This window comes from Pseudundibacterium arcticum, assembly GCF_042646465.1.
Classification (GTDB): Bacteria; Pseudomonadota; Gammaproteobacteria; order Burkholderiales; family Burkholderiaceae_D; genus Undibacterium_A; species Undibacterium_A arcticum.
The window spans coordinates 20,946-45,401 of the sequence record NZ_JBHRTP010000061.1 but is presented as its reverse complement, the minus strand read 5'-3'; the positions used below and the strand labels follow the sequence as shown (position 1 = coordinate 45,401).

The window sequence follows — 24,456 nt, the reverse complement described above, 5'->3', positions numbered from 1 at the left end:
AGTCACTGCTACGGCACAAATGGTAAATTCTCCTTGACGATTGACTCAGGGCGAAAAGTAGACATTTGACGACTATGACTACCTTAAACCGCATCGCATATGTGGATCAGAAGCATTCGTTGTGCCGAATGCTTACGGGTCGGGAACTGTAGCATTTCAATCTGTGGATGCGTTTCTCCGATGCACAAGTATTTGTTTTTAGATGAAACGTTGACGTACAGGGATAGAATCCGCTCATGGACATTGACTATCAGCGACTTGCAGCAGCTCTCGAGATAGAAACATTAAAGCGAAAGCCGACATCAACACTGATGCACGCCGGCACAGATGGTCGCTCTGGTATCGAACGCTGGGGGATGAACGGCATCAGCGCATCCAGCCATGACTCGTAAACCCTAACTGGCTGTAGCCGCCACATTGGCCCGAGCCTTATGCAATTTTTTGTAGCTGTCGATCAGGCGCTGGTGCCTATCGAGACCCTCCAGTTTAATACTCGTTGGCGTTAACCCGAAGAAGCGCACGCTGCCATCCACTGACCCCATTACCGCGTCCATCCGAGCGTTGCCAAACATCCGGCGGAAATTGACCACGTAATCGTCCAGTTCCAAGTCGTCATCCAGCAGCACCTCTAGCACCACATTCAAGGTCTGATAAAACAATCCGCGCTCGACCGTGTTGTCGTTGTACTGCAGGAAGGTTTCCACCAGCTCTTGCGCCGCCTCAAATTGCTGTAAGGCGAGATGAATCAGCAGCTTCAACTCGAGAACTGTTAGTTGCCCCCAGTCCGTATTCTCGTCAAATTCGATACCGATCAATGTGGCGATGTCGGAATATTCATCGAGCTCACTGTTATCCAAACGCTCAAGCAGCGCTTCCAGACTGGCATCGTCCAGGCGATGCAGATTCAAAATATCGGCGCGGAACAACAGCGCCTTGTTGGTGTTATCCCAGATCAAATCTTCTATCGGGTAAACTTCGGAATAACCGGGCACCAAAATCCGGCAGGCTACGGCGCCTAAATTGTCATACGCCGTCATGTACACCTCTTTGCCCATGTCTTCGAGAATACCGAACAAGGTCGCGGCTTCCTCGGCATTGGAGTTTTCACCCTGGCCAGAAAAATCCCATTCAACAAAATTGAAATCCGCTTTGGCACTGAAAAAGCGCCATGACACAATACCGCTGGAATCGATGAAGTGTTCGACAAAGTTATTTGGCTCAGTCACGGCTTCACTTGCAAAGGTGGGCCGAGGTAATTCGTTCAGGCCTTCAAAACTGCGACCCTGTAGCAATTCCGTCAGACTACGCTCCAGCGCCACCTCCAAGCTTGGGTGCGCGCCGAACGAGGCAAACACACCGCCTGTCCGCGGGTTCATCAAGGTGACGCACATCACTGGGTACACCCCTCCCAGCGACGCATCCTTCACCAGCACCGGAAAGCCCTGCTCTTCCAACGCCTGAATGCCGGCCAGAATGCCAGGGTATTTCGCCAGCACTTCCTGCGGCACATCAGGCAATGCGATTTCACCTTTCAGAATTTCGCGTTTTACCGCCCGTTCGAAAATTTCCGACAGGCATTGCACCTGCGCTTCGGCCAGCGTGTTACCCGCACTCATGCCATTGCTGACGTATAGGTTTTCGACCAGGTTGGACGGAAAATACACCACCTCGCCGTCCGACTGTCGCACATACGGCAGCGAACAGATACCGCGCTGCACATTGCCGGAGTTGGTGTCGACCAGATGCGAGCCACATAACTCGCCGTCGGGATTGTAAATTTGCAGACAGTACTCATCCAGAATTTCAGCCGGCAGCGCATCTTTAGGGCCAGGCTTAAACCAGCGCTCGTTCGGGTAATGTACAAACGCCGCGTTGGCGATGTCTTCGCCCCAAAACGTGCCGGCGTAGAAATGGTTGCAATTCAGGCGCTCGATATACTCTCCCAACGCCGACGCCAACGCGCTTTCTTTGGTCGCTCCCTTGCCATTGGTAAAACACATCGGCGAGTGCGCATCGCGGATATGCAGCGACCACACATTGGGAACAAGATTGCGCCACGAAGCGATTTCAATCTTGATGCCCAAGGCCGCCAAAACGCCCGACATATTGGCGATGGTTTGCTCCAACGGCAGATCCTTGCCCGCAATATACGTGCTCGCTTCAGAAGCCGGAGTCAAGGTCAGCAAGGCCTGTGCATCGGCATCCAAATTCTCTACCTCTTCAATCACAAACTCGGGCCCGGCTTGCACCACTTTTTTCACCGTACAGCGGTCGATGGAGCGCAAAATACCTTGGCGGTCTTTGGCAGAGATATCGGCCGGCAACTCAACCTGAATCTTGAAAATCTGCTGGTAGCGGTTTTCCGGATCAACAATATTATTCTGCGACAGGCGAATATTTTCGGTAGGAATATTGCGAGTTACGCAATACAACTTCACAAAGTAAGCTGCACACAAGGCCGATGAGGCCAGAAAATAATCGAAGGGACCAGGCGCCGAGCCATCGCCCTTATAACGGATAGGCTGGTCGGCCACTACCGTGAAGTCATCGAACTTGGCTTCAAGACGTAGCTTATCGAGAAAATTGACCTTAATTTCCATGGGGGAATTCTAAAAATGATGTAGCCGCTATTATCCGTCGCCACGCCGGTACCGTGCAATGTATCGATGGTTTCCTCAAACGCTGCCGCATATGGATAATTTGACAGGCGAACGCCATGGCGCAGTACATGGTTGGAACGGGCGAGCTTCCATGCGCCATGGCGATATCCAAGGCAGCGCCAAGTGCAGTTGCACCAAATGGAATCGCCACGAGTTCCGCCAATGTCCGCTTGGGTCGGGTTCCGCCTTCCAAAGTTTAGAAACCGATCATTCAAAGAAGTGACGCCAAAGTAATTTGTCGTTTTAATTCGGCGGACGGCAGCTATGTGAAGTGGAGCCGCCGCTCAGAATTACATCTGAAAAAGGCCAATACCGTCGGTATCAGTAACGGCGTCATAGAAAGCCAATGACCGCAACCGCTGCATTGCTGCCATTGAGTCATCGGGACGCGATAGCTCGCTGTGGGCACATGCTTGTCGTTGCGGTCCTTCGCCTTGATCGTCCCATAGAGCGCCTGCTCGTCTTATGGCAGCAGGATGCGAAGTGAGTACGGAGGGAAACGTCATTGAGTCGTATCGATGTTCGACAAAACAGCATTTGCTGTGGAGTGAATCTTGTCGGTTGATGCCGAGCATCCCGGCGTACCGCCGTCGGGCTCGCGGGCGTTGCCCCGCACCTCCTGCCGAGTCACGGCCATTCGGCATTGATCCCTGACGCCTCCGGCCCTTTGGGCCTGCGCGCGCCGCTTGCCGTTAAGGCAGTGGAGTGTGTGGGGTGGCCTTGCTGTTCCCTTCAACGTACCACGCCGTTCTCGCCGTCAAGGGCTGCGCGTGCCCTGCACGCTGGCGTCCATTCGGCCGTCTGCGACCCCTGACTGCTTGCGCTGCGCCGTGTTCCTCCGGTTCCGGGCAATTCCGCCCGATTCGGACTGGAGCACGATCATGTCGCAACTTACTCATTCTCTCGATACTTCCCTTCTCGTTCGCGATGTCACGGGCGACTACCGTCCGGCCAGCGCCGACGAGGTGTTGCTGGCTGCGCAGCGTCTGCTCGCAGGACAGATGCGCGACTGCGAAGTCCTGAACTCGCCCCAGGTGGTGCGCGACTTCCTGCGGGTGAAGCTGGGGGCGCTGGAGCACGAGGTGTTCGCCGTCATCCACCTGGACGCACAGAACCGTGTCATCGAATACGTCGAGATGTTTCGCGGCACGGTGAGCCAGACATCGGTGTATCCGCGCGAGGTGGTCAAGGAGTCCCTGGCCAGGAACAGCGCTGCGTTACTGCTGGTGCATAACCATCCGAGCGGTCAACCCAACCGTCGCGCGCCGACGAGATGCTCACGCAGGCACTGAAGTCGGCATTGGCGCTGGTGGACGTGCGAGTGCTGGACCACCTGATCGTCGCCGGTGGAGACATCCTGTCTATGGCGGAACGCGGACTGTTGTAGCCCGAGGGGGCATCGCCCCCCTTTTTTTGCTGCGTCCTTGACGTCCAGTAAAGGCTGCGCGCTGCGCTTGCCTCCAGGGGTCGGCTGACGCCCACCCCGCCGCGCAGGCTTGGCGCCCCACAGGACCGCCGAACAGGCTGCGCCTGATCGGCCAGCACACAGTGCAGTTTTCGCGCTACGCGCTTTGCTTACCTCCAGCCAGGCGTGCTTGCGGCACGCAGGGGCGCTCGCCGCGCGGCGTTGGTTCAGTGCATCCCCTGGCCCATCGGCCGCTGTTCGTCTTCCCCCAAGTTCATCGCTTTCTCCCGCGACCGTAGCACGCAGTGCCTGGCCGTCAAGGCGCGCAGGGCCGAGTCCTCGCTGCGCTGCGGGCCGCACCAACCCTGCGCTTCTTCCTTGACGGCCACGCCCTCGCCGGCCCGGTTGTTCGCGGGCGATGAACTCAGGAAAGACGGCGGCAACAGCGATCAGCCCAGGTCACTGCGCCGAACAAACCGAAGCCAACACCGGGCTCCGAATCTTGGAATCCGGTCAGCTTTGAAACCACAGCTTCAATCACTGGAGAAAGACCATGCAACTCAGTTCCCGTTTCGCTTCCCGCTCCCCCGTGCTGCGCGCCGATCATCCCCTGTCGGATGACCAAATCCGCACCGTGGTCCCGTCCATCTTTGCCGAGGACAAGCACGAAAGCCGCTCTGACCGTTACCGCTACATAGCGACCGGCGCGGTGTTGTCCGAACTGCGCAAGGAAGGATTCCAGCCCTTTATGGTTTGCCAGACCCGTGTGCGCGATGAAGGTAAGCGCGAGCACACCAAGCACATGGTGCAGCTGCGCCATGCCGACCAGATCAATGGCGCGGAGGCCAACGAAATCATCCTGCTGAATTCGCACGATGGCACCAGCAGCTATCAAATGTTGGCGGGCATGTTCCGCTTCGTCTGCAAAAACGGCTTGGTGTGCGGCGACACCGTGGCCGATCTGCGCATCCCGCATAAAGGCGATGTGGTCGGGCAAGTGATCGAGGGCGCGTATGACGTGCTGGATGGTTTTGATCTGGTGCGCGAACGCCGCGACGAGATGCGCGCCATTACGCTGGACCGAGGCGAGGCCGAAGTGTTTGCCCATGCGGCGCTATCTCTCAAGTACGACGACCCGGCCACGCCCGCACCGATCACCGAATCGCAGCTATTGATGCCGCGCCGCCGCGACGATGACCGGCCCGACTTGTGGAGCGCTTATAACCGCGTGCAGGAGAATTTGACGCAGGGCGGGTTGCATGGACGCACCGCCACCGGACGCAGGCACAGTACCCGGCCCATTCAAGGCATCGACCAGAACGTCAAGATCAACCGGGCTTTGTGGATGCTGGCCGAAGGCATGAAGCGGCTCAAGGCTTGACCGGCTGAATCAGCGAGGGGGAGTAATGCCCCCTCGACAATGAAGGCACACGGCACAACAACGGGCGGCCGGGCTAGGCCGCCGTGCGCCCATCCGTTCCGTCTGGGCGCACGGCGGTGATCGCTACGCGACCACTTGATGGCTGTAGGTATTCGCCATCGTTGGCATGGGGAACCAGCCGCTAGGTGCCAGATGCTTCGCATTGGGTAGTTCGGCAATCCTGCCTGAATTGTCGTTGCGTCTCCCGGCATGGCCGGGCCGCGCTGTCGTGCGTGGCATCGAGCCGCCATAGCGTCTCGCCCCTCTCGGGCTTTCATCGTTCCCTCCCTGCGGTCGGCTGACGCCTGCGCACTGCGTTTGCCCTCCAGGGGATCGGCTATGCAGCCCATCCCCGCCGCACTCTGTTTGGCGCCCCTGCAATGCCGCCGAACAGGTGGCACCTGATCGGCCAACGGCCATCCATCTAGGCGTGCCGCTGGCACGCAGTGGCGCTCGCCGCGCGGCGTTGGTCCGTCGCCTCTCTGGCCGTAGGCCGGTCATCCGTCTTTCCCCTCCTTCATCGCTCATCCCGCGACCGTAGCCCGCAGTGCCTGTCCGTCAAGGCGCGCAGGGCCGTGTCCTCGCCTGCGGCTGCGGGCCGCACCAACCCTGCGCTTCTTCCTTGACAGCCACGCCCTCGCTGGCCCGGTTGTTCGCGGGCGATGAACTCAGGAAAGACGGCGGCAACAGCGATCAGCCCAGGTCACTGCGCCGAACAAACCGAAGCCAACACTGGGCTCCGAATCTTGGAATCCGGTCGGTTTTGAAAACCACAGGAGGCAGCGCATGCAGACATCGACACCGTGCAATTGACAACGAATTTTTCTTCTTCCTTTTTTACTTTTTCAACTTCCCGCGAGGGATAGGAGCTATCACCATGAACACCATTACCCACCAAGAAACCCAAGCACTGCACGCGGCAGTCTTTACCCCTGCCGCCGCTACCATTGCTGCCTACGACCTGCTGCTGATTCCGCTGTCGCAGTTGCGACCTTCGAGCCGCAACGTGCGCAAGAGCGGCGGCGCGTCGATTCCCGAGCTGGCATCAAGCATTGCCCGCGTCGGCCTACTGCAAAACCTCACCGTGACCGCATCGAGCGATGGTGAGCATTTCGAAGTCGTCGCAGGCAAGCGGCGTCTGGCAGCGTTGAAGCTGCTGGCGAAGCGGCGCAAGCTTGCCAAGACCCATGAAGTGCCTTGCCTGTTGGTGCCGGATGCATCCGCACGTACCGTGAGCCTGACCGAGAACGTGCAGCGCGAGGCCATGCACCCCGGCGAGCAGTTCGAGGCGTTCGCGGCGTTGGTGGCCGAAGGTCGGCCTGTCGAAGATATTGCCGCTGATTTTGGTGTGACACCACTTGTGGTGCAGCGCCGTTTGAAGTTGGCGAATGTCTCGCCGCGCCTGCTGGCCGACTATCGCGCCGATGCTGTCACGCTCGACCAGTTGATGGCGCTCGCCATCACGGACGACCACACCGCACAGGAGGCGGCGTTCTATGACGCGCCGCAGTGGCAGCGCAGAGCGCAGGCGTTGCGCGAGCACCTGACCGAACGCGAGATCGACGCCACGCGCGATGCGCTGGCACGCTTCGTCGGCATTGAGACCTACGAGGCCGCAGGCGGTGGTGTGCGGCGCGACTTGTTCTCGGATGACACACGGGGCGTGTTCCTCTCCGATGCGGCATTGCTGGATACATTGGCGCGAGACAAACTTGCAGCCGCTGCGGACAGTGCCCGTGCAGAAGGTTGGGCATGGGTCGAATCGGTGCCGCGCATCACATCGGCGGAACTGCACGGCTTCCAGCGCGCCCGCCGTGACCGGCGCACGCCCAACAAGACCGAGGCCAAGCGCATCGCCAAGCTGCAATCGCAGCAACAGGCCATCGACGACATGCTGAATGCCGACGATGCCGAGGACATTGCGGAAGAAGAAGCATCGGCGCTCTACGAGGAAAGCGACAAGCTCGGCGCGGAACTTGACGCCATTGAGCAATCGCAGCAGGTGTTTGCACCAGACACGGCAATAGCCGGCGCTATCGTGACCGTTGATCACACGGGCGAAATCGCCATCCATCGCGGCCTGTTGCGCGAGGTCGAGGCCAAGGCATTGCGGGCGCAGGAACGGCAACGCATGCAGACTGGCGGCGATGGTGAAGGCGAGGCACGGCAACCGACCACGCCGAACATTTCCGAGAAGCTGGCGCGGCGCTTAAGCGCACACCGCACGGCGGCGCTGCAAGCGGAAGTCGCCCGCCATCCGCAGGTAGCACCGGTGGCCGTGGCACATCGCCTCGCGCTGCGCGTGGTGGTCGATGGCTACCGTTCGGAAGATTCGCCGATCAACATCAGCGCTTCGCCGCAGGATGGACTTGATACGTTTGCGCCGGACGTAGCGCAGTCGCCCGCCCTGATCGGCCTGCGGGAAGTGCAGCAGGCGTGGGCGGCACGGCTACCCAGCGACCCGGACGCACTGTTCGCTGAACTGCTGGCGTTGCCCCAGCGGGAACTGCTGTCGCTGCTGGCAGTGTGCGTGGCTACGACGGTGGGCGCGGTCACGCCACGCGAAGACACGTTGCCTGCTACCGCGCTGGCGCAGGCGGTGGGCCTCGACATGCACCCGTGGTGGACACCGACCGCCGAAGGCTACTTCGCCCATGTGTCAAAGGCCAAAGCCATCGAGGCGGTGCAGGTGTTCGCACCGGAGCATGCGGCGCGGCTCGCCAAGCTCAAGAAGAACGACCTGGCCAGCGAAGCGGAACGGCTGGCGGTGGGCACGGGTTGGTTGCCGGTGATGTTGCGGGCAGCGGTACAGGAGGCACAAGCAGAAACGCTCCCGGATGCTGAGACGAGCGAGTAAGTAAGATGTCCCGGCGGGTTTCCGCCGGGATTTTTCTGCGCGTCGCGCGCGGCAGGTATGCCGCGCGCGTTTTAACAGCCGACAGCCCCAACCAATTCCCAAAAACGCGCCCCGCCGCACAGGCGGGACGCCGGAGGGCGACAGGCTTTGCTGCGCGCTTGTGCAATGACGCACCGCCCCCGACGCTGGCGGGCAGGCCGCCAGAAACGACGGCGGCTCACCGACAGGCCGTCCACCATGCCCAGCAGAACCATCCACACCGCAATCGATCAAGCCCGCGCCAATGCGCGGGGAGCGTTCATCCTTGGTAATTCGGAACCGACCTTGCCTGCAATGGGGTGCGTGCCGGCGCAACGCCTGTACGAGGATGCCGTAGCCATGCTGCCTTCCGGTGAGGACGCACCCAACGGCGACCTTGGCTTGTCGTGAATCCTGGCGCGGCACCGGCTGCGCCTCGGGCTTCATGGCTGCAACCGTCCGGCGCAACGATTTTCCCCGGCACGATGTGCCTTCCTCGCGCAACAAAATCGCCGCGCCTCCCGGTCCTCCACTGCGTTGCGGCCGCTGGTGCAGCCCGCCCGTACCTCGCCCTTTGGATCACCGACAAGGCCGCGATGGGCGCGACCTTGATTCACCGAAAGGAAATCATCATGGCAAACATCGGCATCTTTACCGCACAGAACGACAGCTTCACCGGCACGGTTCGCACCCTGACGCTCAACGTCAAGGTCAAATTCGTTCCCAACACCAAGGAAAGTGACAACGCCCCGGACTACCGCATCGTCGCCGGCAACTTCGAGATCGGCGCGGCGTGGAAGAAAGTCAGCAAGGCGGAACGGCCCTACCTGTCGGCAACCCTGGATGACCCATCGTTCCCGGCGACCATCTATGCCCGCCTGGTCGAAGGCGACGTCGGCGCGCACAATCTGATCTGGTCGCGCAGCAAGGGCGACTGATCATCGCCCTCGGCGCCCCGCCCATGCGGCGGGGCGTTTTTGCGTTCACCCTCAGCGGCCCGCGCATCACATCGCGGGCCGTCTCATTTCATGCATTGACTCGCTGATAGCGAAGCACGGAATTCCGTGGAACCGCGCTTCCGTATCCGTGCTTGGGCACAAAGCCGCTTCCACGGATTGTCGATTCTGTTGTTTCACGGAGATGCGTAAAAGCGATTCTGCGTTTTCATGAGTTTGGGCAACGACACATTCCGGGTTCCACGAATCCTTGTGCATCGGCATTGAAGGCGTTCGCGCGTCCCCGGCGATGCCGGGTCACACTGTCGTGCTGCGCATCGAGCCGCCGATGGCGTCTCGCCCCTTCGGCTTTCATCGCTGACGCCTCCGCGCTTGATGGCGCTGCGCGCTACGCTTGCCCTCCAGGGATCGGCTCGACGCCCATCCCCGCCGCGCTGTGCTTGGCACCCCTCGCAATGCGCCGAACAGGCTACGCCTGATCGGCAGGCAAGACCGCATGCGCCATCGAATCTGGTCTGATGCCGACCGCTGTTCACCGCAGCGTTGCTGCACTTCATGACGATGCCACTCCTGTAGTGCATGGCCAAATCACCGACCGGACAGGCAGCGCAGCTTGGCGCACGCCGCACGCCCGTCAACCCCCGGCCCGCGCCAGCTTCGCCCGTGTTGGGGGTGTGACGGCCGCGCAATGCGCGTGCGCCGGACACGCAGCGCTCCGATCGGGAGCGTCCATTCAAGGAGTTGCAATCATGAACCTCATCACCGAAACACTGCGTGCGCAATTGCTGGCCAACGGCCAGCAGTCCCTCGACAACGACGACTTCGACCCACCGCCCGTCGTCAAGTTGTTCACCCCTGACGCGGGTGCGACCTGGCTGCTCACCGAGATCGACCCGGACGACCACGACCATGCCTTCGGACTCTGCGACCTCGGGCACGGCTTCCCGGAGCTGGGCTATGTGAGTCTGGCCGAACTGCAATCGGTGCGCGGACGCCTCGGGCTTCAGGTCGAGCGGGATCTGCACTTCACCGCCTCGAAGCCGATCAGTGCCTATGCGCATGAAGCACGACTCGCGGAGCGCATCGTGACGTAGCGGTCACGCGGGCGCTGCCGCCGGGCAGCGCCCTTTACTTGCCTATTTTCTCTTCTGGGCCTGGATGGCGGCCAGCTCGCGCTGCACGCGCTCGATGACTTCGCCCACTCCCTTGCTGTCGCTGCCATAGGCCAGCGTCAGCAGGGTGAGCGGATGCACGTCCATGACCTCGCACAGCTCGGCGACCTTGCTCAGGGTCGGGCTTTTCAGGCCACGTTCGAGGGAACTCATATACGTGCGGCTCGACACGTCCGAGAAAGCTTCCTGGCTGAGGCCGCGGGCTTTTCTGACTGTCTTGAGCGCCGCAGGGAATGAGTTCTTCAATGTCATCAAATCGTTTCATGTAAAACGACGATGACACCTGATAGCGCCCTATAGGGCTACAATCTATAGTGTTCATTTCTAGTATTTTCTGCTTGAACTTATGGCGATCGTGCCTATGCTGAAAGCCGCTTCTACTGAAATCATGGCTTCCGTACTGACGCAATCGCCGATGCGTGTACCCACGGATCCGGCGGAATCCGCTTTGGCAATTTGACGAAGAAGCACACTTGTACAGTCAAACTTTGACGCATTGGCACGTTTGCGCAAAACTAATGCTCCGTTGATCGTGACCACTTGCGCGCAGTGACCATGAAACCACTCATCACCGACGATCACCGCGTCCAACTTCTGGACAACGGCGCTGCCGCCGCGCGCGGTGAGAAGCGCGACCCGCTGCCGGTTGTCAAGCTGTTCACACTGGACGCGCATGCGACGTGGCTCTTGACCGAACTCAGTCCCGACGACGGCGACACTGCTTTCGGCCTGATCGACCTCGGCATAGGTGCGCCGGAACTCGGCCATGTACGGTTATCCGTCCTGGAAGGCATTCGCGGGCCACAGAACCTGGCCGTTGTACGCGATTTGCATTTCACGCCAAAGCGGCGGCTCTCCGAATACGCCCGGCTGGCCCAAGCTGACGGATCGATCAACGATTGATCGATCCCTGTTGGCCCGCCGCTGGCGAGCCACGCCATGCGATGCCGCAACGGTTCGCATTGCGTCTTTTTGGGTCTGGGTCCAGACCTTTTTTGTATTGATCGCTATTCAGTACAGCAACGGCACGACGCTGTCGCAACTAGACGACAACAAAAACCTCTCATTCGGAATGGTTCTGCGATAAATCGGACAAGCATCAAAATTCTTCGCAAAATAGTACTGGTCCGCTCTAGTGACATTGAATGCGTTCAATTTCGCGACATCTGCATATCCCAGATTGAAATTGGGTGAATCCGCGCACAAGAAAATCGATGGCGCTACCGGCACGCATCTGACCGTCATGAAATTATCGGCAACGGCAAATTCGGCATTGCATGCCCGTAAAATACCCCATTTCGGATAACTAGCCGCACGATTCGTGTAGAGCGATCTGGCCATCATCCGGAGGCCAGCCATCATGTGCCCAGGCATTTTTCCGTCGGGTCGAACAAATATGTACCCGTTTTTTTCTAAAATCTCTTGTTTGTTTTTGTCCAGATCAAGTTCTGGTAACACGCCATGGACCTGTAAATCCGGATGCCGGTTGTTGTTGGCTTCAAATCTACCTCTGCATAGTTCATAAAAATGCGTAACAATTTCGTTCATTTCACCGGTCAATTCCACGACTTCTCCGGTAACAATTTTGTCAGCGAGCGACGAATATTCGCGTTCAATTTTGTGACTAATCAGTGTTTCCGTTCTCTGATCCCATGCTCGCATTGTGCAAAACAAGACATGTCTGACTTAACAGAAAAAGTTATTGGGTCGCACACACGTCTTACTTGGACCTGCGATCTATTGTTTCCGAAGCGCGCGATGCAGCGGTCGGGGAAAATATGCTGTTTGATCGTTAAGCGATGTGGGTTGCCTGCCTGTGGTTTTTCATATTTCATTGAATCGCTCTCAAACGAAATGGATAACCGGCCAATTCAGGCGCCGCTAAGAAGAGACAACCGGCAGCATATCAAATGCGATCAACTGGTTGTGTAATCAACCGGCCGATCGCGCGCATCAAGGTAGGCGCACAGCTCCGTCAAGACTCCCTGCTGTGCTGCAAGTTTCGCCTCGGCCGTCGCCAACGCCAGTTTGTTGAATACACAACTGTTAAATTTGACGGCTAGGCTACAACTGCGACCTGAATTAAAGTTGTCTTTTAAGCAATTGCAGGAGTTTACATGTTACTCAACAAAATATCTACCACTGCTGACAATCAACGACGCTGAGCTTCGGAAAAGCATCCATGCGGCGACCAACAAAAGCGAGGAGTTTAACAACTTCGTTAAATGGCTATTTTTGGTGGCGACGGCATCATTTCCGAAAACATCCGGCATGAATAACGCAAGGTTATCAAGTACAGCCACCTGGTGGCCAATATGGTCATCCTTCATACCGTTCACGGCATGTCGCGTGTACTGAAGGGGCCGCAGGCAAAGGGGTATGTGTTGACCAAGGAAATATTGCGGGGTACGGCGCCGTACCGGCGAGAGCATATCAATCGATTTGGCGAATATCCGCTGGATCTCGATCGGGAATTCGAACCGATCAACTACAAATTCGATTTCGCTATATAAATCATCAAGTTAGATCACTTTTGGCGGAAAAAAACGCAATCCCGGCTCACCCTCATTGATTTCCTTCTATCCGAGAGGAGCTTGCGCCATGGCAGATTCGAGCGCTGTTCACTGGCATCCCAGTGGTGCATACCTGTACGTCCTGCATCTGGACGGCCCCGCGCTGGCTTGGGAATACCTGCGGCGCAACCCGGAATACCTGCGCGCCTGGCAACGCCACCGACGCCGTCCGCAGCACGATGCGCTTCGCTGGGGCTTGCGCCTGCTGGAAGACCCCGCGCGCGATGCACGCGACGCGTACCCCGACTGGTTCCCTGATCCATCCTCGGTAGTCCAGGTCTATCCCGATGCCGATCCCACGGCCGATGCGCTGCTGTTCCAGCTCTGGCGCTTCCCCGGCCGCAAGCATCTGATGCACGACGGCAAGCGCCTGGTGCTGACCACTCACCTAGTCAATCGCATGCTGCGCATGGCGATATCTCCCGCACTGGAAGACGGCATGGCTTACGCCTATGCCGTCCGCGCCGGTTGCCAGCTCCCCGAGCGCTGGCGCGCAATCGAAGGCGAGCTGGCGTTGCTTGACGCCGCAAAGGTGCACCGCATTGCAATCGCCACCGGCCGACCAGGTCGCACGTCAATTCTCCACATGCGCACCCTGCAGGCGCTCGACGGCACGTTGGCCGGTGCTTCGCAGCGCGGCGTGGCCGAAGTATTGTTCGGCATCGCCGTCGTTACCGAGCGCTGGTACGACGACGGGGATCTGCGCGCCCAGGTCCGCCGCATGATCCGGCGCGGACAAACGCTCATGGACGGTGGATACCACCGCCTACTCTAACTCGGCAAGGCCGCACAGGGACGTTCGCACGGCGGAGCAAAACGTCCCTGCACAGAACGCCTGACTTTCCCGAGACTGCTTCCATCCGGCGGCGATTGCTTCGTCGGCGATCTTGACCGATGGAGGCACATGCCATGAGACCCGAACCGCTACCACCACACTACGTACCCGCAGCCACACCCACCGCCGCCCAGCAGCCGGCGCGTTACCTGACCAACAACGAAGCCGCCGCATTCCTGCGGCTGTCGCCGCGCACGCTGGAAAAGCAGCGCGTCATCGGCGGCGGCCCGCGCTTCCGCAAGTTTGGTCGGCGCGTGATGTACGCCATCATCGACCTCGAAAGCTGGGCCGATGCGCGCAGCTTTGAGATGACGTCCGACCCCGAGTACACCGCGCGCCGTGCCGGCGTGCGGTGATCGGTAATGGACACCGTCACCAATGGCCATCGGCCACGACCCGCAGCGCGAGCAACTCGAACTGTTCCATGCCTTCTCCGGCGAGCTGCCAGCACGCGATGCGCAAGACCTGATGGCCTACCCGTTCTTTTCGCTGGCCAAGAGCAAGCGCACAGTGCCGATCGACTTCCGCACCAGCAGCGTGACCGTGCGCGTCGAAGGCACGGCCGAACATGGCCTGGCGACGATATGGGATGCCGATATCCTGATCTGGGCAGCCAGCCAGATCGTCGAGGCGCGCGATGCGGGGATGCGTTCGTCGCGGCTCATGGCCGCCACACCCTACGAAATCCTGCGCTTCATCGGTCGCGGCACGTCGCTACGCGACTACCAGCGCCTCAAGGCTGCGCTGGACCGCTTGCAGTCCACCAGCGTCGCCACATCGATTCGCCAAGCCAATGCGCGGCGCCTGCATCGCTTCTCGTGGATCAACGAATGGAAGGAACGTGCGGATGGCCAAGGCCGGCCGCTGGGCATCGAGCTGATCCTGCCGGACTGGTTCTATGCCGGAGTGTTCGAAGAGAGTCTGGTGCTGACCATCGACGCCAACTACTTTCGCCTGACCGGCGGTATCGAGCGCTGGCTGTATCGACTGGTGCGCAAGCACGGTGGCTGGCAGCCCGAAGGCTGGCGCTTCGATTTTCCGCACCTGCACCGCAAGTCCGGGAGCATGGCGCGCTTTACCGACTTCGCCTACGACCTGCGTTGCATCGTGGCGCGGCAACCCTTACCCGGTTACACGCTCGCCGTCCTGCGGCCCCGGCATGGGCCAGAGGTGCTGGCCTTCCGCGCCGTGCCGTCCACGGCACCGCTGCGCCCCGGTGGCAGCTTCAATGCCGGTGCAATGCCTGTGGACAAACGGTGAATACGCTCGTGCTATCGGGAGTGGGAATCCTCGTGCTATCAGGCGCAGTGCTGTCGTGCTATCAGGAGTGCGGACGCGTCGCAAAGCCTCGCGCAGCGCGGGTTTCGGCGTTTCCTAACTTAGGTTCTAACTTTGAATCTATAAAACTAACGATAAGAAGCCCCCGCGCGCTGTGGACAAGTCGGCGGGCAGGAGGTAGCGCATCATGATCATCGCACTGTTGAACCAGAAAGGCGGGGTCGGCAAGACAACCCTCGCCACACACATCGCCGGTGAGCTGGCAATGCAAGGCAGCGCGGTGATCCTGATCGATGCCGATCCCCAAGGTTCGGCACTTGATTGGACACAGCGCCGTAGCCAGAATAGTTTGCCCAGGTTGTTCGGTGCAGTCGGTCTGGCCAGGGAAACACTGCATCAGGAGGCGTCAGAACTCGCCAAGCGCTGCGATCACATCGTGATCGATGGCCCGCCCCGGATCGCCGCCCTCGCGCGCTCCGCGCTGCTTGCGGCGGACCTGGTACTGATTCCCGTGCAACCCAGTCCCTACGACGTGTGGGCCAGCGCCGAGATGGTGTCGCTGATCCGCGAAGCGCAGGTGTTCCGGCCAGCGCTGCGCGCGGCCTTCGTCATCAACCGGCGTGTCAGCACCACGGTGATCGGGCGCGAGGCACGCGGTGCGCTCGCCGATCAACCGCTGCCTTCGCTGCTGTCGGAGGTTCGGCAACGCATCGTGTTCGCCGACAGCGTGGCCGCTGGCCAACTTGCCCGCGAACTCGACGCAGACAGCATCGCCGCACGCGAGATCGCGGCACTCGCCGATGAAGTGTTGAGGATGGCGCGATGAAGAACAGCAAACGCGTTGCCATTGGTGCGCGTCCGCCTACCGACCCGCATGCCGATGCATGGGTGCGCCAGGGTGACGGCGCGCACATCGGCAAAACCGATCTCTACACCGCCAGGCTGACCATCGACGTGACGCCGACGCTACGCGCCCGCATCAAGGTTGACGCCTTTACACGTGGCATCACGGTGGCCGAGATGCTGCGCGGTCTGTTGGAACTTGAATTTCCGGAGAAACAGCCATGAATGCACTGCCGCAGGTGGCTAGCAACGCGCCACCCATATCACGTCCCTTGCTATCAAACGCCACGAACAACACGCCGCTGACGCGCGTGTCACTGGCGTTCGTCGAACGTCGGATCAACCTCTACCTGCGCTTCGGTCATCCGGTTCGTGAGTTGCGACTGGACCGCTGGCGGAGCTGCGCGTTGTTCCTGCCTGCCGCCTTGCTCTGCCGCGTGCGCTGGGAGTCCAACGACTACGGCACGACGCGCTGGCAGCTCATGGTGCTGCAAACCTGCGCGCCACTCGATGCGGTTCAGCGCATCGCCGGCATCCAACCTGGTGCGCGCCTGCTGCTGCACGCCGAAGGCGAACAGCAAGTGCAGTCAGTCCTGCCGCAAATCGACACCATCGAAACGCTTGGCATCGATCCGGTAGCGGTGTCGCCTGCGTACTGGCGCACGTTGGGCAACCGGCTGTCTGCACGGCTACCACTACCGAATTACACGGTCGAACGGCATGCCGCTTACCTCGCGGGCGAGGTGCTGCGATGAACGCCCGCGTCCATCGCAAGAGCGTCATACTGTTCACCGTCCTTGGCATCGTTGCGCTCGCCTGGTCGTCCAAACATACGTTCGTTGCACGCATCGTCTACAACCCCAGCGACAGCGTACCGCCTGGCTGGTATCGCATCGGTCCGCCTGAATCGCTGCACGTCGGCAGCATCGTGCTCGTCAGGCTTCCGGCAGACGCTGCCGCGCTAGCTGCGCAGCGTGGCTACCTGCCCGAGCACATTCCGCTGCTCAAGCGCATCGGCGCGATGTCACCGCAGCAGGTGTGCATCGAGAAGCGCATCGTTCGCATCGACGGCATGCCGGTAGCTGGCGTCCATGCAACAGATGGCCGTGGCCGTCCACTGTCGGCATGGCAACAATGTCGGCAGCTTCACGATGGTGAGCTGTTCCTGCTGAGTGCAACCAATCCGGCATCGTTCGACAGCCGGTACTTCGGTCCCGTTGCTGTCTCCGCCGTGATCGGCAGCGCGCAGCCCTTATGGACGTGGGACACGCCATGAACGTGCAGCGCTGCGCACCATTCTTCGTGCAGTCTCGCTGCACATCGTTTGCACCACGGCCTACGGCTGCGGTGCTTCACCCGTGCAGACAATCGCAGCCTGACCGTCGGAGCCGGTCGCGCCAGCGATCGGGAAAGGCGGAGGGCAAGATAAAAGGGGCGGCACGTACCTTGCCGCAATGTCAGTCTGCACGTGGGTTGGGCACGGCACGCCGACTGCATGCCGCCGTGCCGTCGTGGCGCGCAAAGCCGGATGGGCTCAAGGTTTCCCGCGTGCCGTCTTCGACGTGGTATGCCAATCTACGATGGAGCTTGTGTCATGGCCTCGCGTGACGATGACCGTCTGCGCATCAAGCCGGGGGCACCAAAACGCCCGGATGGATCGCAAAGCGGCCAGCGCGCACAGCGCTTTGTCTCGCAAGTCCTGAAGCAGGTCTCGAAGGCCGGTGCGAAGAACTCGGGGGCGCGCGGTGCGCGTCCCGCATCGACCTTCGGACGGGGCCGCGTGGCCTCTCGCCTAGCGGGTCGCACGCTTGGAGCCGACGCGCGACGCGTGATCATCAAGTCTCGTTTTGTGGTGCTAAAGAAGGCTGGCGCCAATTCCGTATCTACGCACCTGCGCTACATCGAGCGCGACGGCGTGACGCGCGATGGAGAGCGAGGACAGGCCTACGGCGCCGAGACCGACACGGCTGACCTCAAGGCCTTCGAGGAACGCGGCAAGGGCGACCGCCACCAGTTCCGTTTCATCGTCTCGGTGGAGGATGCCGGGGAGTTGGAAGACCTGCGCGGTTACACGCGCGAGTTCATGCAGCGCATGACCACCGACCTGGAAACCAGGCTGGACTGGGTGGCTGTCGATCACTGAGTGATCCAGCATCAGACCGGGCTGATCCACCGTCCGCTGCGCGACGGCGAGCGCGCAGACGGCATCTACCGCCGCTCAGTCCAGCTTGCCAGCGGTCGCTTCGCGATGCTGGACGACGGCATGGGCTTCAGCCTAGTGCCGTGGCGGCCGGTAGTGGAACAACGGCTTGGGCAGCAGGTATCGGCCATCGTGCGGGGAGCATCTGTCACTTGGGAACTGGGGCGGCAGCGTGGACGGTAACCCATTGCGGAAACCACTGCCGATGCAGGGGAACAATGCTTCAACTCTCTCGCAAAAAAAGTTAGTGCGGAATGGGTGCTGGAGGCCGATATCCAAGGCTGTTTCGACCAAATCAGTCACGACTGGATGAGCGCCAATGTCCCTACGGACAAGGCGGTTCTAAAGAAATGGCTCAAGGCGGGATTCGTGTATCAAGACGAACTCTTCCCCACAGAGGCCGGCACCCCGCAAGGGGGCATCATTACGCCCACAACAACAGAGCAAACTCTCGGGTAAGATGGGGACTGCGCATTGCTCGGGAGAGTTTGGCCCCAAGGTTTGCGGGATGGCTGTGTTTATCTTCCAGCGAGATCCGGTGCGCCTCGTTTTCCACGAGGCGCTCTTTCAGATCCGAAACCTGCTGCTCGGCCGTGTGGCGGGCGATCGCCTCCGCCTGCAGGGACTGACGGGTAGCCGCACGTAACCAAGGCGCATTCGAAACGGCGGTTGGCTGCTACGAGGACGACGCTGTCGTCGTCGTTCGACCCGGAGAAGTGCTGGCTGGAAAATCGGCGATTCGTTCCTTTACGGAGACCGCTACAAGTCTGTCAATCACCTTCCAGAGCCACGATTTTGTCGAGACCTCAAACACGGCATTGCACTATTCGAAATGGACTTTGACGCTTCCCTCCGATACCGGCACGACGCAGGAACTCAGTGGTTGTACGACCGATGTACTCCGGAAACAAGCGGACGGAGATTGGCTGATCACGATCGACAACGCGTGGGGCATCGCCGTTCTGGGCTAGGTTTCGGATGCGGCGACCTGCGCAAACATCGCTATTCCGGCCAGACTATCCATCTCGAATCCGCTAACGCCAACTCTCGTCAGGCGCTGCTTGCTGGTCGCAATGCAATCATGTCGTACCAGTGTCTCATGGCATCCTGTTGTGGCGGGATCGCCATGCCGATCCCGCCCTTTGCGAAATCAATCGCCACCATGGCAGTGATGTCCGCGGCAGAAAATTCGGGGCCGGCCACGTAGACCGTTTGCTGCAGGCGGGCGTCCAACTCCTCCATGAAAGAAGCCACCCGTGCCTTGCTGCGTTCTGCCAGCGCGGGAATCTGCGCATACGCGTGAGGACCGGCCAGCGCACGCCCTTTCAGGCTCGATACCGTGTTGCGCACCGCTTCCATCACGGGGGCGAATCCGTCGAGCTCGGCGACCCTGCGCGATGGGCCGTTCCGTTCCGAGCATGCGCCGTATCGACTTGATTTCACCAACATTTCGCAAGTGTTGAACGCCACCCAGGCCTTGATCGCCGAGGGGGTGTATGGCCCGGAATTCGAGAAACAGTTGCGTTATCGCGCGGCGCACCAAGTCAACGTCAAGAACGTTCTCGATGTGTTGCCGAATCCGGAAAATCGCATCACGCTCAGCGCGCAGAAGGATGCCATGGGCATCCCGAAACCGCAGGCGCACTATGCGATCGATGAATACACGCGTCGCGGGGCCGAGGTATCAAAGGCCGATTTCACGCGCATTGCAGAGTTGATGGGCGGCACCAACCTGCGCTACAGCGCAGAAGGCAATTTCGCCAACAATCAGCACATCACCGGCACGATGAGCATGGGCAATGACCCGAAGACCTCGGTCGTCGATCGCTTCGGGCGCACGCATGATCACGAAAATCTGTTCATCGTCAGTACCGGTGTCATGCCGACTGCGGCCACCTGCAACTCGACCCAGACTGGATTGGCGCTGGCGCTCAGAACTGCGCAGCACATACTAGAGCAATCCAACGTGCGTACGCCGGTTCCGGCTACGTCGAAATCCTCATCGTTAAGGTAGCCTTCAATGAAATTGATGACACGCCTGCACGTTAATCTCGGCGCCACCGTACTGGCGCTTGTGAGCTTGAACGTTTGCGCCGCCACAGCGCCAGATACCGCAAATACCGAGCTGATCAAACGCGGCCAGTATCTGGCTACCGCTGGCGATTGCATCGCTTGCCACAGCACACCTGGCGGCAAGCCAATGGCCGGCGGGCTGTCGCTGCCGACGCCGCTAGGCCCCATCGTTTCAACCAACATCACGCCCTCGAAAACACACGGCATCGGCAACTATACGCAGGCACAATTCAACGATGCCTTGCGCAAAGGCGTACGTGTGGATGGGCAGCATCTCTATCCAGCGATGCCGTATACGTCGTACGCGACAGTCACGGGCGACGATGCGCAGGCGCTGTACGCCTATTTCATGCATGCAGTTGCGCCGGTCGATGTGACAGCTCCTGCCACGGATCTGCCATTTCCTTTCAACATCCGGCTTTCGATGGCGGCCTGGAATCTGCTATTTCTCGACAATAAGCCGTTCGTACCTGACGCCAGCAAAAGCCCGGAGTGGAATCGCAGCGCCTACCTGACGCGCGGGCTCGCGCATTGCAGCGCCTGCCACACGCCACGGAATATGCTGATGGCGGAAGACCTGTCGCACGAACTCGGCGGTGGCGATGTCGGCGCCTGGCACGCGCCCAATATCACGTCGGACGCGAATAGCGGTGTCGGCGGATGGCGCGAACGGGAAATCGTGGACTACATGCGATTCGGCCATGTTGCCGACAAAGCGCAGGCAGCAGGCCCGATGGCTGAGGCGGTCGATAACAGCCTGCGGCATCTGACTGCTGATGACTTGCGCGCGATTGCGACCTATCTGAAGACAGTGCCCGCGCTACGCGAGTCGGCTGACACCCACCCGGTATACGCGTGGGGTGCGGCTGCCGATGACTTGAACAGCATCCGGGGTGTGGCGTTGCCCAAGGATCTGAACCAGATGACCGGCCCCCAACTCTATGACGCCCACTGCGCGACTTGTCACCAGGCCCGCGGCCAGGGAAGTTTCGATGGTGGTCTGCCGCCGCTGTTTCACAACACAGCGCTGGGCAGTACCAACACCAACAATCTGGTGATGGTGCTGCTCGAAGGCATACAGCGGCACACCGATTCCTCCGAAGTGTTGATGCCGGGTTTTAAAAAGACGCTGTCGGATCAACAGTTCGCGACGCTTGGGAACTATCTGACGAAAAATTTTGGCAACCCCAAAGCCGTGGTCAGCGCCGAACAGGTGAAAACGCTACGCGCGGGTGGTGGTTCGTCCAACTTGGTCGTGGCAGCGCAAGCGGGGATGGGGGTGTTCATCATCGTGATCATCGCCGCGATTTTCGCATTCACCAGACGGAAGCGACGCATTGCGCATGGACCAAAGTAAAAGCGCGCGCTCGTAAACTTTGCCATGGGCTAGATTGACGTTTTGTCGACTGGTGAATAGCGATGCCAAAGTTAAAAAGCATTGAAGAGTTGTTCGAGCAGGTGAAAGTCGACGTGCTGGAGTTGTTGCACGACATCACGGAGTCGGCGCCATGAATCGCTACGCGGCCCGAGAATGGCTGCCGGATGAGCGGCCTACGCTGCCGGGCTCGCCTTCGACGCCGAGCCATTCGACGCTGCTCCGGTTCGCCTACGCCATGGTGGAATTCATCGTTGCCATCACCGGCGGTTTGGGGTAATGAGCTGGTAGCCTTCAACCTGCTTAACCTGCAGGGCATATTGGGATCCTACTCACCCGAGGTGGCTTGGCTACCGGCCGCTTATGTGATGACCAATGTGTCGATGAACCTCTTACTTGTAAAGTTTCGCCAGCAGTTCGGGCTGCGCCTGTTCACCGAGGCGTTTCTGGTGCTGTACGCGCTGGTGACGTTTGCACATCTGTTCGTCAACGACCTGAACTCCGCCATTGCCGTACGGGCCGCCCACGGCATGGCGGGCGCCGCGCTCAGTACGTTGGGACTCTATTACATGCTGCAAGCCTTTCCCGCCAAATGGCGCTTGAAGGGAATCGCCGTAGGGCTCGGCGCCTCGCAACTGGCATTGCCAATGGCCCGGATTTTTTCCACTGATCTGCTGCAGATCGCGGCGTGGCGCGGGCTGTACCTGTTCGAGCTGGGGCTGGCGCTGCTCTCGCTGGGATGCGTGCTGCTGCTCAAACTGCCGCCCAGCGACCGGATCAAGACCTTCGAGAAACTCGATTTCCTCACCTTCGGCCTGTTCGCACCGGGTGTGGCGTTGTTGTGCGCGGTGCTCTCATTGGGCCGCATCGTCTGGTGGCTGGAGACACCCTGGATTGGCGTGGCACTGGCGGGTGCGATCGCCCTCATTACTTCCGAGCTGGTGATCGAGCACGAGAGCGGACGAAAATGGGGGCTGGGTAAGGTTGCTGCTTGGCCAAATTGATGGCACGATTTTACTTCCAAGAGCGACTTTGCGAGGATGGAATGCGCATCGATATCGAGGTCAGAATCGGCGGCAAACGAGATCGCACCCTTGTTGCGACGATCGAAAGAGATCGCGATAAGACGGCCGAACAAGGGATTGGTCTGCAGCTTGCTGAGGTCAAGTCGCTTATTGGCCGTCTTCAGCAAATTGTCGCGACCGCGCAGGCGGACGAAGTGATTGCAAGGAATTGCCTGTGCGGCCAATGCGGGGAGCCTCTGCCGCGGAAAGGTTCTGCGTCCATCGTCTACAGAACAGCATTTGGCAAACTTCGTCTTGATAGTTCGCGCTATTATTCGACATGCGTCTGCGGCCATTGTGCGCACGAAAGCGCGTCGTTTAACCCGCTGGCGGAGATATTGACAGAGCGGTCCCATCCGGAATTTGTTTACCTTCAGACCCGGTGGGCCGCCACAGTATCGTACGAGCGTGCTTCGGCACTGCTCGCAGACGTGCTTCCCATTGACGCGGTTCCGCGTAGTTCATCGATCAAGGATCAGGTCCGCAAAGTTGGCGTCCAGATCGATAAAGCGGCGCTGCACAATGCCGAAGACTTTTTCAATAGCATGCCGCTTCGATTTCCCGATCCACCGCTTGAGCAGCCTCGACATGCGTTGCAGGTTGATGCCGGTTACATTCGTGCGGTACCGGCAAAGTGTCATGGTCGGCGCTCGTTTGCTGTCATCGCCGCGCGGCTTCGAATTCCAGACGGTCCTTCCGCATCGATTGCGTACGTGAACGATGAGACGTGGTCAGTTCTGGACAGGTTTCATCATTTTCTACATCGGCACGAAGTTCCTATCGATGCGCCATTGGCCATCATCAGCGATGGGGGTGAAGACGTCAACTACCCAAGCTATTTGCCTTGGCGGCCAGTGCAACGCATCCTCGATTGGTTTCATATTTCGATGCGCTTCGAACACATCCTCCAGCGGATGCGTGGCATGCGCCATTCTCAGCCAGACGATGCCGCTGCACTGATGAAGAAGGTCGCGTCAGCAAAATGGCGGCTGTGGCACGGTCGAGCGCAAGGTTCGATCGAACGGCTTCGCGAGGTCGACAAAGCAACGACCGATAAGCTTCAAGACCATGTGAAGGATCTCATCGGTTACTTGGAGTCGGATCAGAGCCGCTTGATCAACTATGGCTCAAGATATCGGGCTGGCCTGCCGATATCCACGAGTCTGGCGGAGTCAGCGGTTAATTTCGTGATTGGAGACCGCTTTAAGAAGAAAGGTCAAATGCGCTGGACCACAGCAGGCGCCAACGCTCTGTGGCACATTCGCGTTGCAGATCTCAATGGAGAGCTTGCGGATATTTTCAAGAAACCTCTGTACGGAAAGCGCTCAAAGTTCACACACAAAAATCTTTGGGAAGACTTTCCGATGGCTGCATAAATCAAGAATTCAGCCCTCGATTTCGTCCGCTCTCCGAAGCTTCTGCTCCATTGCCCCTCTCCTTAAGATATTCTTTTGTTGCCTGCACCTAAGTGCCGTACGGCAGTGCTCGTATCATTGGCTACCAGCATGTTTTTCATTTCGGTCTCACTCCAAGGTTGTTGAACAGGACAGCGCCACATTTCCCGTCAGGTATTGCATGCCGCAGACGCAGCGCAATTGAATCCCGCACATGCATTTCAGTACCACGCATTCTTACTGCGCTCCCCCCAAAGGCCACCAGAAACTTCCGGAATGAATTTAGCGCACCAGCACACCGGCTTTCGCCGATGTGCTTCCTACTGATTATCA

Annotated in this window: 25 protein-coding genes and 5 pseudogenes; 26 read left to right on the top strand and 4 right to left on the bottom strand. The window is 59.6% G+C overall.

What is annotated here, in order from left to right; all coding sequences use genetic code 11:
* Positions 1-236: 236 nt before the first annotated feature.
* Positions 237-392, top strand: a complete 156-nt coding sequence (locus ACFOFO_RS18775) for a hypothetical protein (RefSeq protein ID WP_390324583.1) — start codon at positions 237-239, stop codon at positions 390-392.
* 3 nt (positions 393-395) lie between these two features.
* Here the strand turns inward: ACFOFO_RS18775 and ACFOFO_RS18770 are convergent, their stop codons facing one another.
* A complete protein-coding gene (locus ACFOFO_RS18770; RefSeq protein ID WP_390332374.1) occupies positions 396-2,600 on the bottom strand; it encodes an OsmC domain/YcaO domain-containing protein in 2,205 nt (734 codons plus the stop codon).
* Positions 2,601-3,541: 941 nt separating this feature from the next.
* Here ACFOFO_RS18770 and radC point away from each other — a divergent pair.
* The 6 genes and pseudogenes from radC to ACFOFO_RS18740 all read left to right on the top strand — a co-directional run bounded on the left by radC (position 3,542) and on the right by ACFOFO_RS18740 (position 10,410).
* A pseudogene (gene radC / locus ACFOFO_RS18765) lies at positions 3,542-4,047 on the top strand (RadC family protein).
* A 571-nt stretch (positions 4,048-4,618) separates the two neighbouring features.
* A complete protein-coding gene (locus ACFOFO_RS18760; RefSeq protein ID WP_390324581.1) occupies positions 4,619-5,446 on the top strand; it encodes a DUF932 domain-containing protein in 828 nt (275 codons plus the stop codon).
* Positions 5,447-6,362: 916 nt separating this feature from the next.
* Positions 6,363-8,342 (top strand): ParB/RepB/Spo0J family partition protein, encoded by a 1,980-nt coding sequence (locus ACFOFO_RS18755; protein WP_390332372.1) that lies wholly within the window; start codon positions 6,363-6,365, stop codon positions 8,340-8,342.
* A gap of 237 nt (positions 8,343-8,579) precedes the next feature.
* Positions 8,580-8,771: a hypothetical protein gene (locus ACFOFO_RS18750; protein ID WP_390324579.1), complete on the top strand. Its 192-nt coding sequence runs from the start codon at positions 8,580-8,582 to the stop codon at positions 8,769-8,771.
* A 221-nt stretch (positions 8,772-8,992) separates the two neighbouring features.
* Complete coding sequence (locus tag ACFOFO_RS18745; RefSeq protein WP_390324578.1) at positions 8,993-9,298, top strand: DUF736 domain-containing protein; 306 nt, start codon at positions 8,993-8,995, stop codon at positions 9,296-9,298.
* A gap of 767 nt (positions 9,299-10,065) precedes the next feature.
* Positions 10,066-10,410: a DUF2958 domain-containing protein gene (locus tag ACFOFO_RS18740; RefSeq protein ID WP_390324577.1), complete on the top strand. Its 345-nt coding sequence runs from the start codon at positions 10,066-10,068 to the stop codon at positions 10,408-10,410.
* 42 nt (positions 10,411-10,452) lie between these two features.
* Here the strand turns inward: ACFOFO_RS18740 and ACFOFO_RS18735 are convergent, their stop codons facing one another.
* Positions 10,453-10,740 (bottom strand): helix-turn-helix domain-containing protein, encoded by a 288-nt coding sequence (locus ACFOFO_RS18735; RefSeq protein ID WP_390324575.1) that lies wholly within the window; start codon positions 10,738-10,740, stop codon positions 10,453-10,455.
* Between the two features lie 303 nt (positions 10,741-11,043).
* Here ACFOFO_RS18735 and ACFOFO_RS18730 point away from each other — a divergent pair, with 303 nt between their 5' ends.
* Positions 11,044-11,391 (top strand): DUF2958 domain-containing protein, encoded by a 348-nt coding sequence (locus ACFOFO_RS18730; RefSeq protein ID WP_390324574.1) that lies wholly within the window; start codon positions 11,044-11,046, stop codon positions 11,389-11,391.
* A gap of 108 nt (positions 11,392-11,499) precedes the next feature.
* Here the strand turns inward: ACFOFO_RS18730 and ACFOFO_RS18725 are convergent, their stop codons facing one another.
* The gene (locus ACFOFO_RS18725) at positions 11,500-12,054 is read right to left on the bottom strand and encodes a hypothetical protein (protein ID WP_390324572.1); all 555 of its coding nucleotides are present in this window, start codon (positions 12,052-12,054) and stop codon (positions 11,500-11,502) included.
* 576 nt (positions 12,055-12,630) lie between these two features.
* Here ACFOFO_RS18725 and ACFOFO_RS18720 point away from each other — a divergent pair.
* The 13 genes and pseudogenes from ACFOFO_RS18720 to ACFOFO_RS18660 all read left to right on the top strand — a co-directional run.
* Positions 12,631-13,001 (top strand): annotated as a pseudogene (locus tag ACFOFO_RS18720) (Tn3 family transposase); the annotation flags it as partial.
* 88 nt (positions 13,002-13,089) lie between these two features.
* On the top strand, positions 13,090-13,836 hold the full coding sequence (locus ACFOFO_RS18715) for a DUF2285 domain-containing protein (protein WP_390324570.1): 747 nt from the start codon (positions 13,090-13,092) through the stop codon (positions 13,834-13,836).
* A gap of 134 nt (positions 13,837-13,970) precedes the next feature.
* The gene (locus tag ACFOFO_RS18710) at positions 13,971-14,252 is read left to right on the top strand and encodes a helix-turn-helix transcriptional regulator (RefSeq protein ID WP_390324569.1); all 282 of its coding nucleotides are present in this window, start codon (positions 13,971-13,973) and stop codon (positions 14,250-14,252) included.
* A 22-nt stretch (positions 14,253-14,274) separates the two neighbouring features.
* Positions 14,275-15,156, top strand: a complete 882-nt coding sequence (locus tag ACFOFO_RS18705) for a replication initiator protein A (RefSeq protein WP_390324567.1) — start codon at positions 14,275-14,277, stop codon at positions 15,154-15,156.
* 205 nt (positions 15,157-15,361) lie between these two features.
* Complete coding sequence (parA, locus tag ACFOFO_RS18700) at positions 15,362-16,000, top strand: ParA family partition ATPase (RefSeq protein WP_390324566.1); 639 nt, start codon at positions 15,362-15,364, stop codon at positions 15,998-16,000.
* Positions 15,997-16,242, top strand: a complete 246-nt coding sequence (locus ACFOFO_RS18695) for a chromosome partitioning protein ParB (protein ID WP_390324565.1) — start codon at positions 15,997-15,999, stop codon at positions 16,240-16,242. Before parA ends, ACFOFO_RS18695 begins: the two co-directional genes overlap by 4 nt.
* Positions 16,239-16,772, top strand: a complete 534-nt coding sequence (locus ACFOFO_RS18690) for a DUF2840 domain-containing protein (protein ID WP_390324564.1) — start codon at positions 16,239-16,241, stop codon at positions 16,770-16,772. Before ACFOFO_RS18695 ends, ACFOFO_RS18690 begins: the two co-directional genes overlap by 4 nt.
* Positions 16,769-17,293 carry a conjugative transfer signal peptidase TraF gene (gene traF, locus ACFOFO_RS18685; protein ID WP_390324563.1) on the top strand — a complete coding sequence of 175 codons (525 nt, stop codon included), beginning with the start codon at positions 16,769-16,771 and terminating at the stop codon, positions 17,291-17,293. Before ACFOFO_RS18690 ends, traF begins: the two co-directional genes overlap by 4 nt.
* A 318-nt stretch (positions 17,294-17,611) precedes the next feature.
* Positions 17,612-18,160 (top strand): hypothetical protein, encoded by a 549-nt coding sequence (locus tag ACFOFO_RS18680; protein ID WP_390324562.1) that lies wholly within the window; start codon positions 17,612-17,614, stop codon positions 18,158-18,160.
* A gap of 3 nt (positions 18,161-18,163) precedes the next feature.
* Positions 18,164-18,400 (top strand): annotated as a pseudogene (locus ACFOFO_RS18675) (DUF3363 domain-containing protein); the annotation flags it as partial.
* 3 nt (positions 18,401-18,403) lie between these two features.
* Positions 18,404-18,670 (top strand): annotated as a pseudogene (locus ACFOFO_RS18670) (reverse transcriptase domain-containing protein); the annotation flags it as partial.
* Between the two features lie 55 nt (positions 18,671-18,725).
* Positions 18,726-18,863: a hypothetical protein gene (locus ACFOFO_RS18665; protein ID WP_390324561.1), complete on the top strand. Its 138-nt coding sequence runs from the start codon at positions 18,726-18,728 to the stop codon at positions 18,861-18,863.
* Between the two features lie 10 nt (positions 18,864-18,873).
* Positions 18,874-19,188, top strand: a pseudogene (locus ACFOFO_RS18660) (YybH family protein); the annotation flags it as partial.
* Positions 19,189-19,267: 79 nt separating this feature from the next.
* On the opposite strand, the gene ACFOFO_RS18655 reads toward ACFOFO_RS18660, so the two are convergent.
* Positions 19,268-19,579, bottom strand: a complete 312-nt coding sequence (locus ACFOFO_RS18655; RefSeq protein ID WP_390332369.1) for a glutathione S-transferase family protein — start codon at positions 19,577-19,579, stop codon at positions 19,268-19,270.
* Between ACFOFO_RS18655 and ACFOFO_RS18650 the strand changes: the two genes are divergently transcribed.
* From ACFOFO_RS18650 to ACFOFO_RS18630, 5 genes are all read left to right on the top strand, one after another.
* Positions 19,560-20,231, top strand: coding sequence for a GMC oxidoreductase (locus ACFOFO_RS18650; protein WP_390332366.1), 672 nt, complete (start codon positions 19,560-19,562; stop codon positions 20,229-20,231). The two genes, ACFOFO_RS18655 and ACFOFO_RS18650, sit on opposite strands and share 20 nt — an antisense overlap.
* 6 nt (positions 20,232-20,237) lie before the next feature.
* Entirely contained in the window at positions 20,238-21,647 is a 1,410-nt protein-coding gene (locus tag ACFOFO_RS18645) for a c-type cytochrome (RefSeq protein ID WP_390324557.1), read from the top strand.
* Between the two features lie 151 nt (positions 21,648-21,798).
* Entirely contained in the window at positions 21,799-21,945 is a 147-nt protein-coding gene (locus ACFOFO_RS18640) for a hypothetical protein (protein ID WP_390324555.1), read from the top strand.
* Entirely contained in the window at positions 21,920-22,669 is a 750-nt protein-coding gene (locus ACFOFO_RS18635) for an MFS transporter (protein WP_390332364.1), read from the top strand. The genes ACFOFO_RS18640 and ACFOFO_RS18635 overlap by 26 nt, the downstream gene beginning before the upstream one ends.
* Before the next feature lie 41 nt (positions 22,670-22,710).
* Positions 22,711-24,105, top strand: coding sequence for an ISKra4 family transposase (locus tag ACFOFO_RS18630; RefSeq protein ID WP_390332362.1), 1,395 nt, complete (start codon positions 22,711-22,713; stop codon positions 24,103-24,105).
* Positions 24,106-24,456 lie beyond the last annotated feature (351 nt).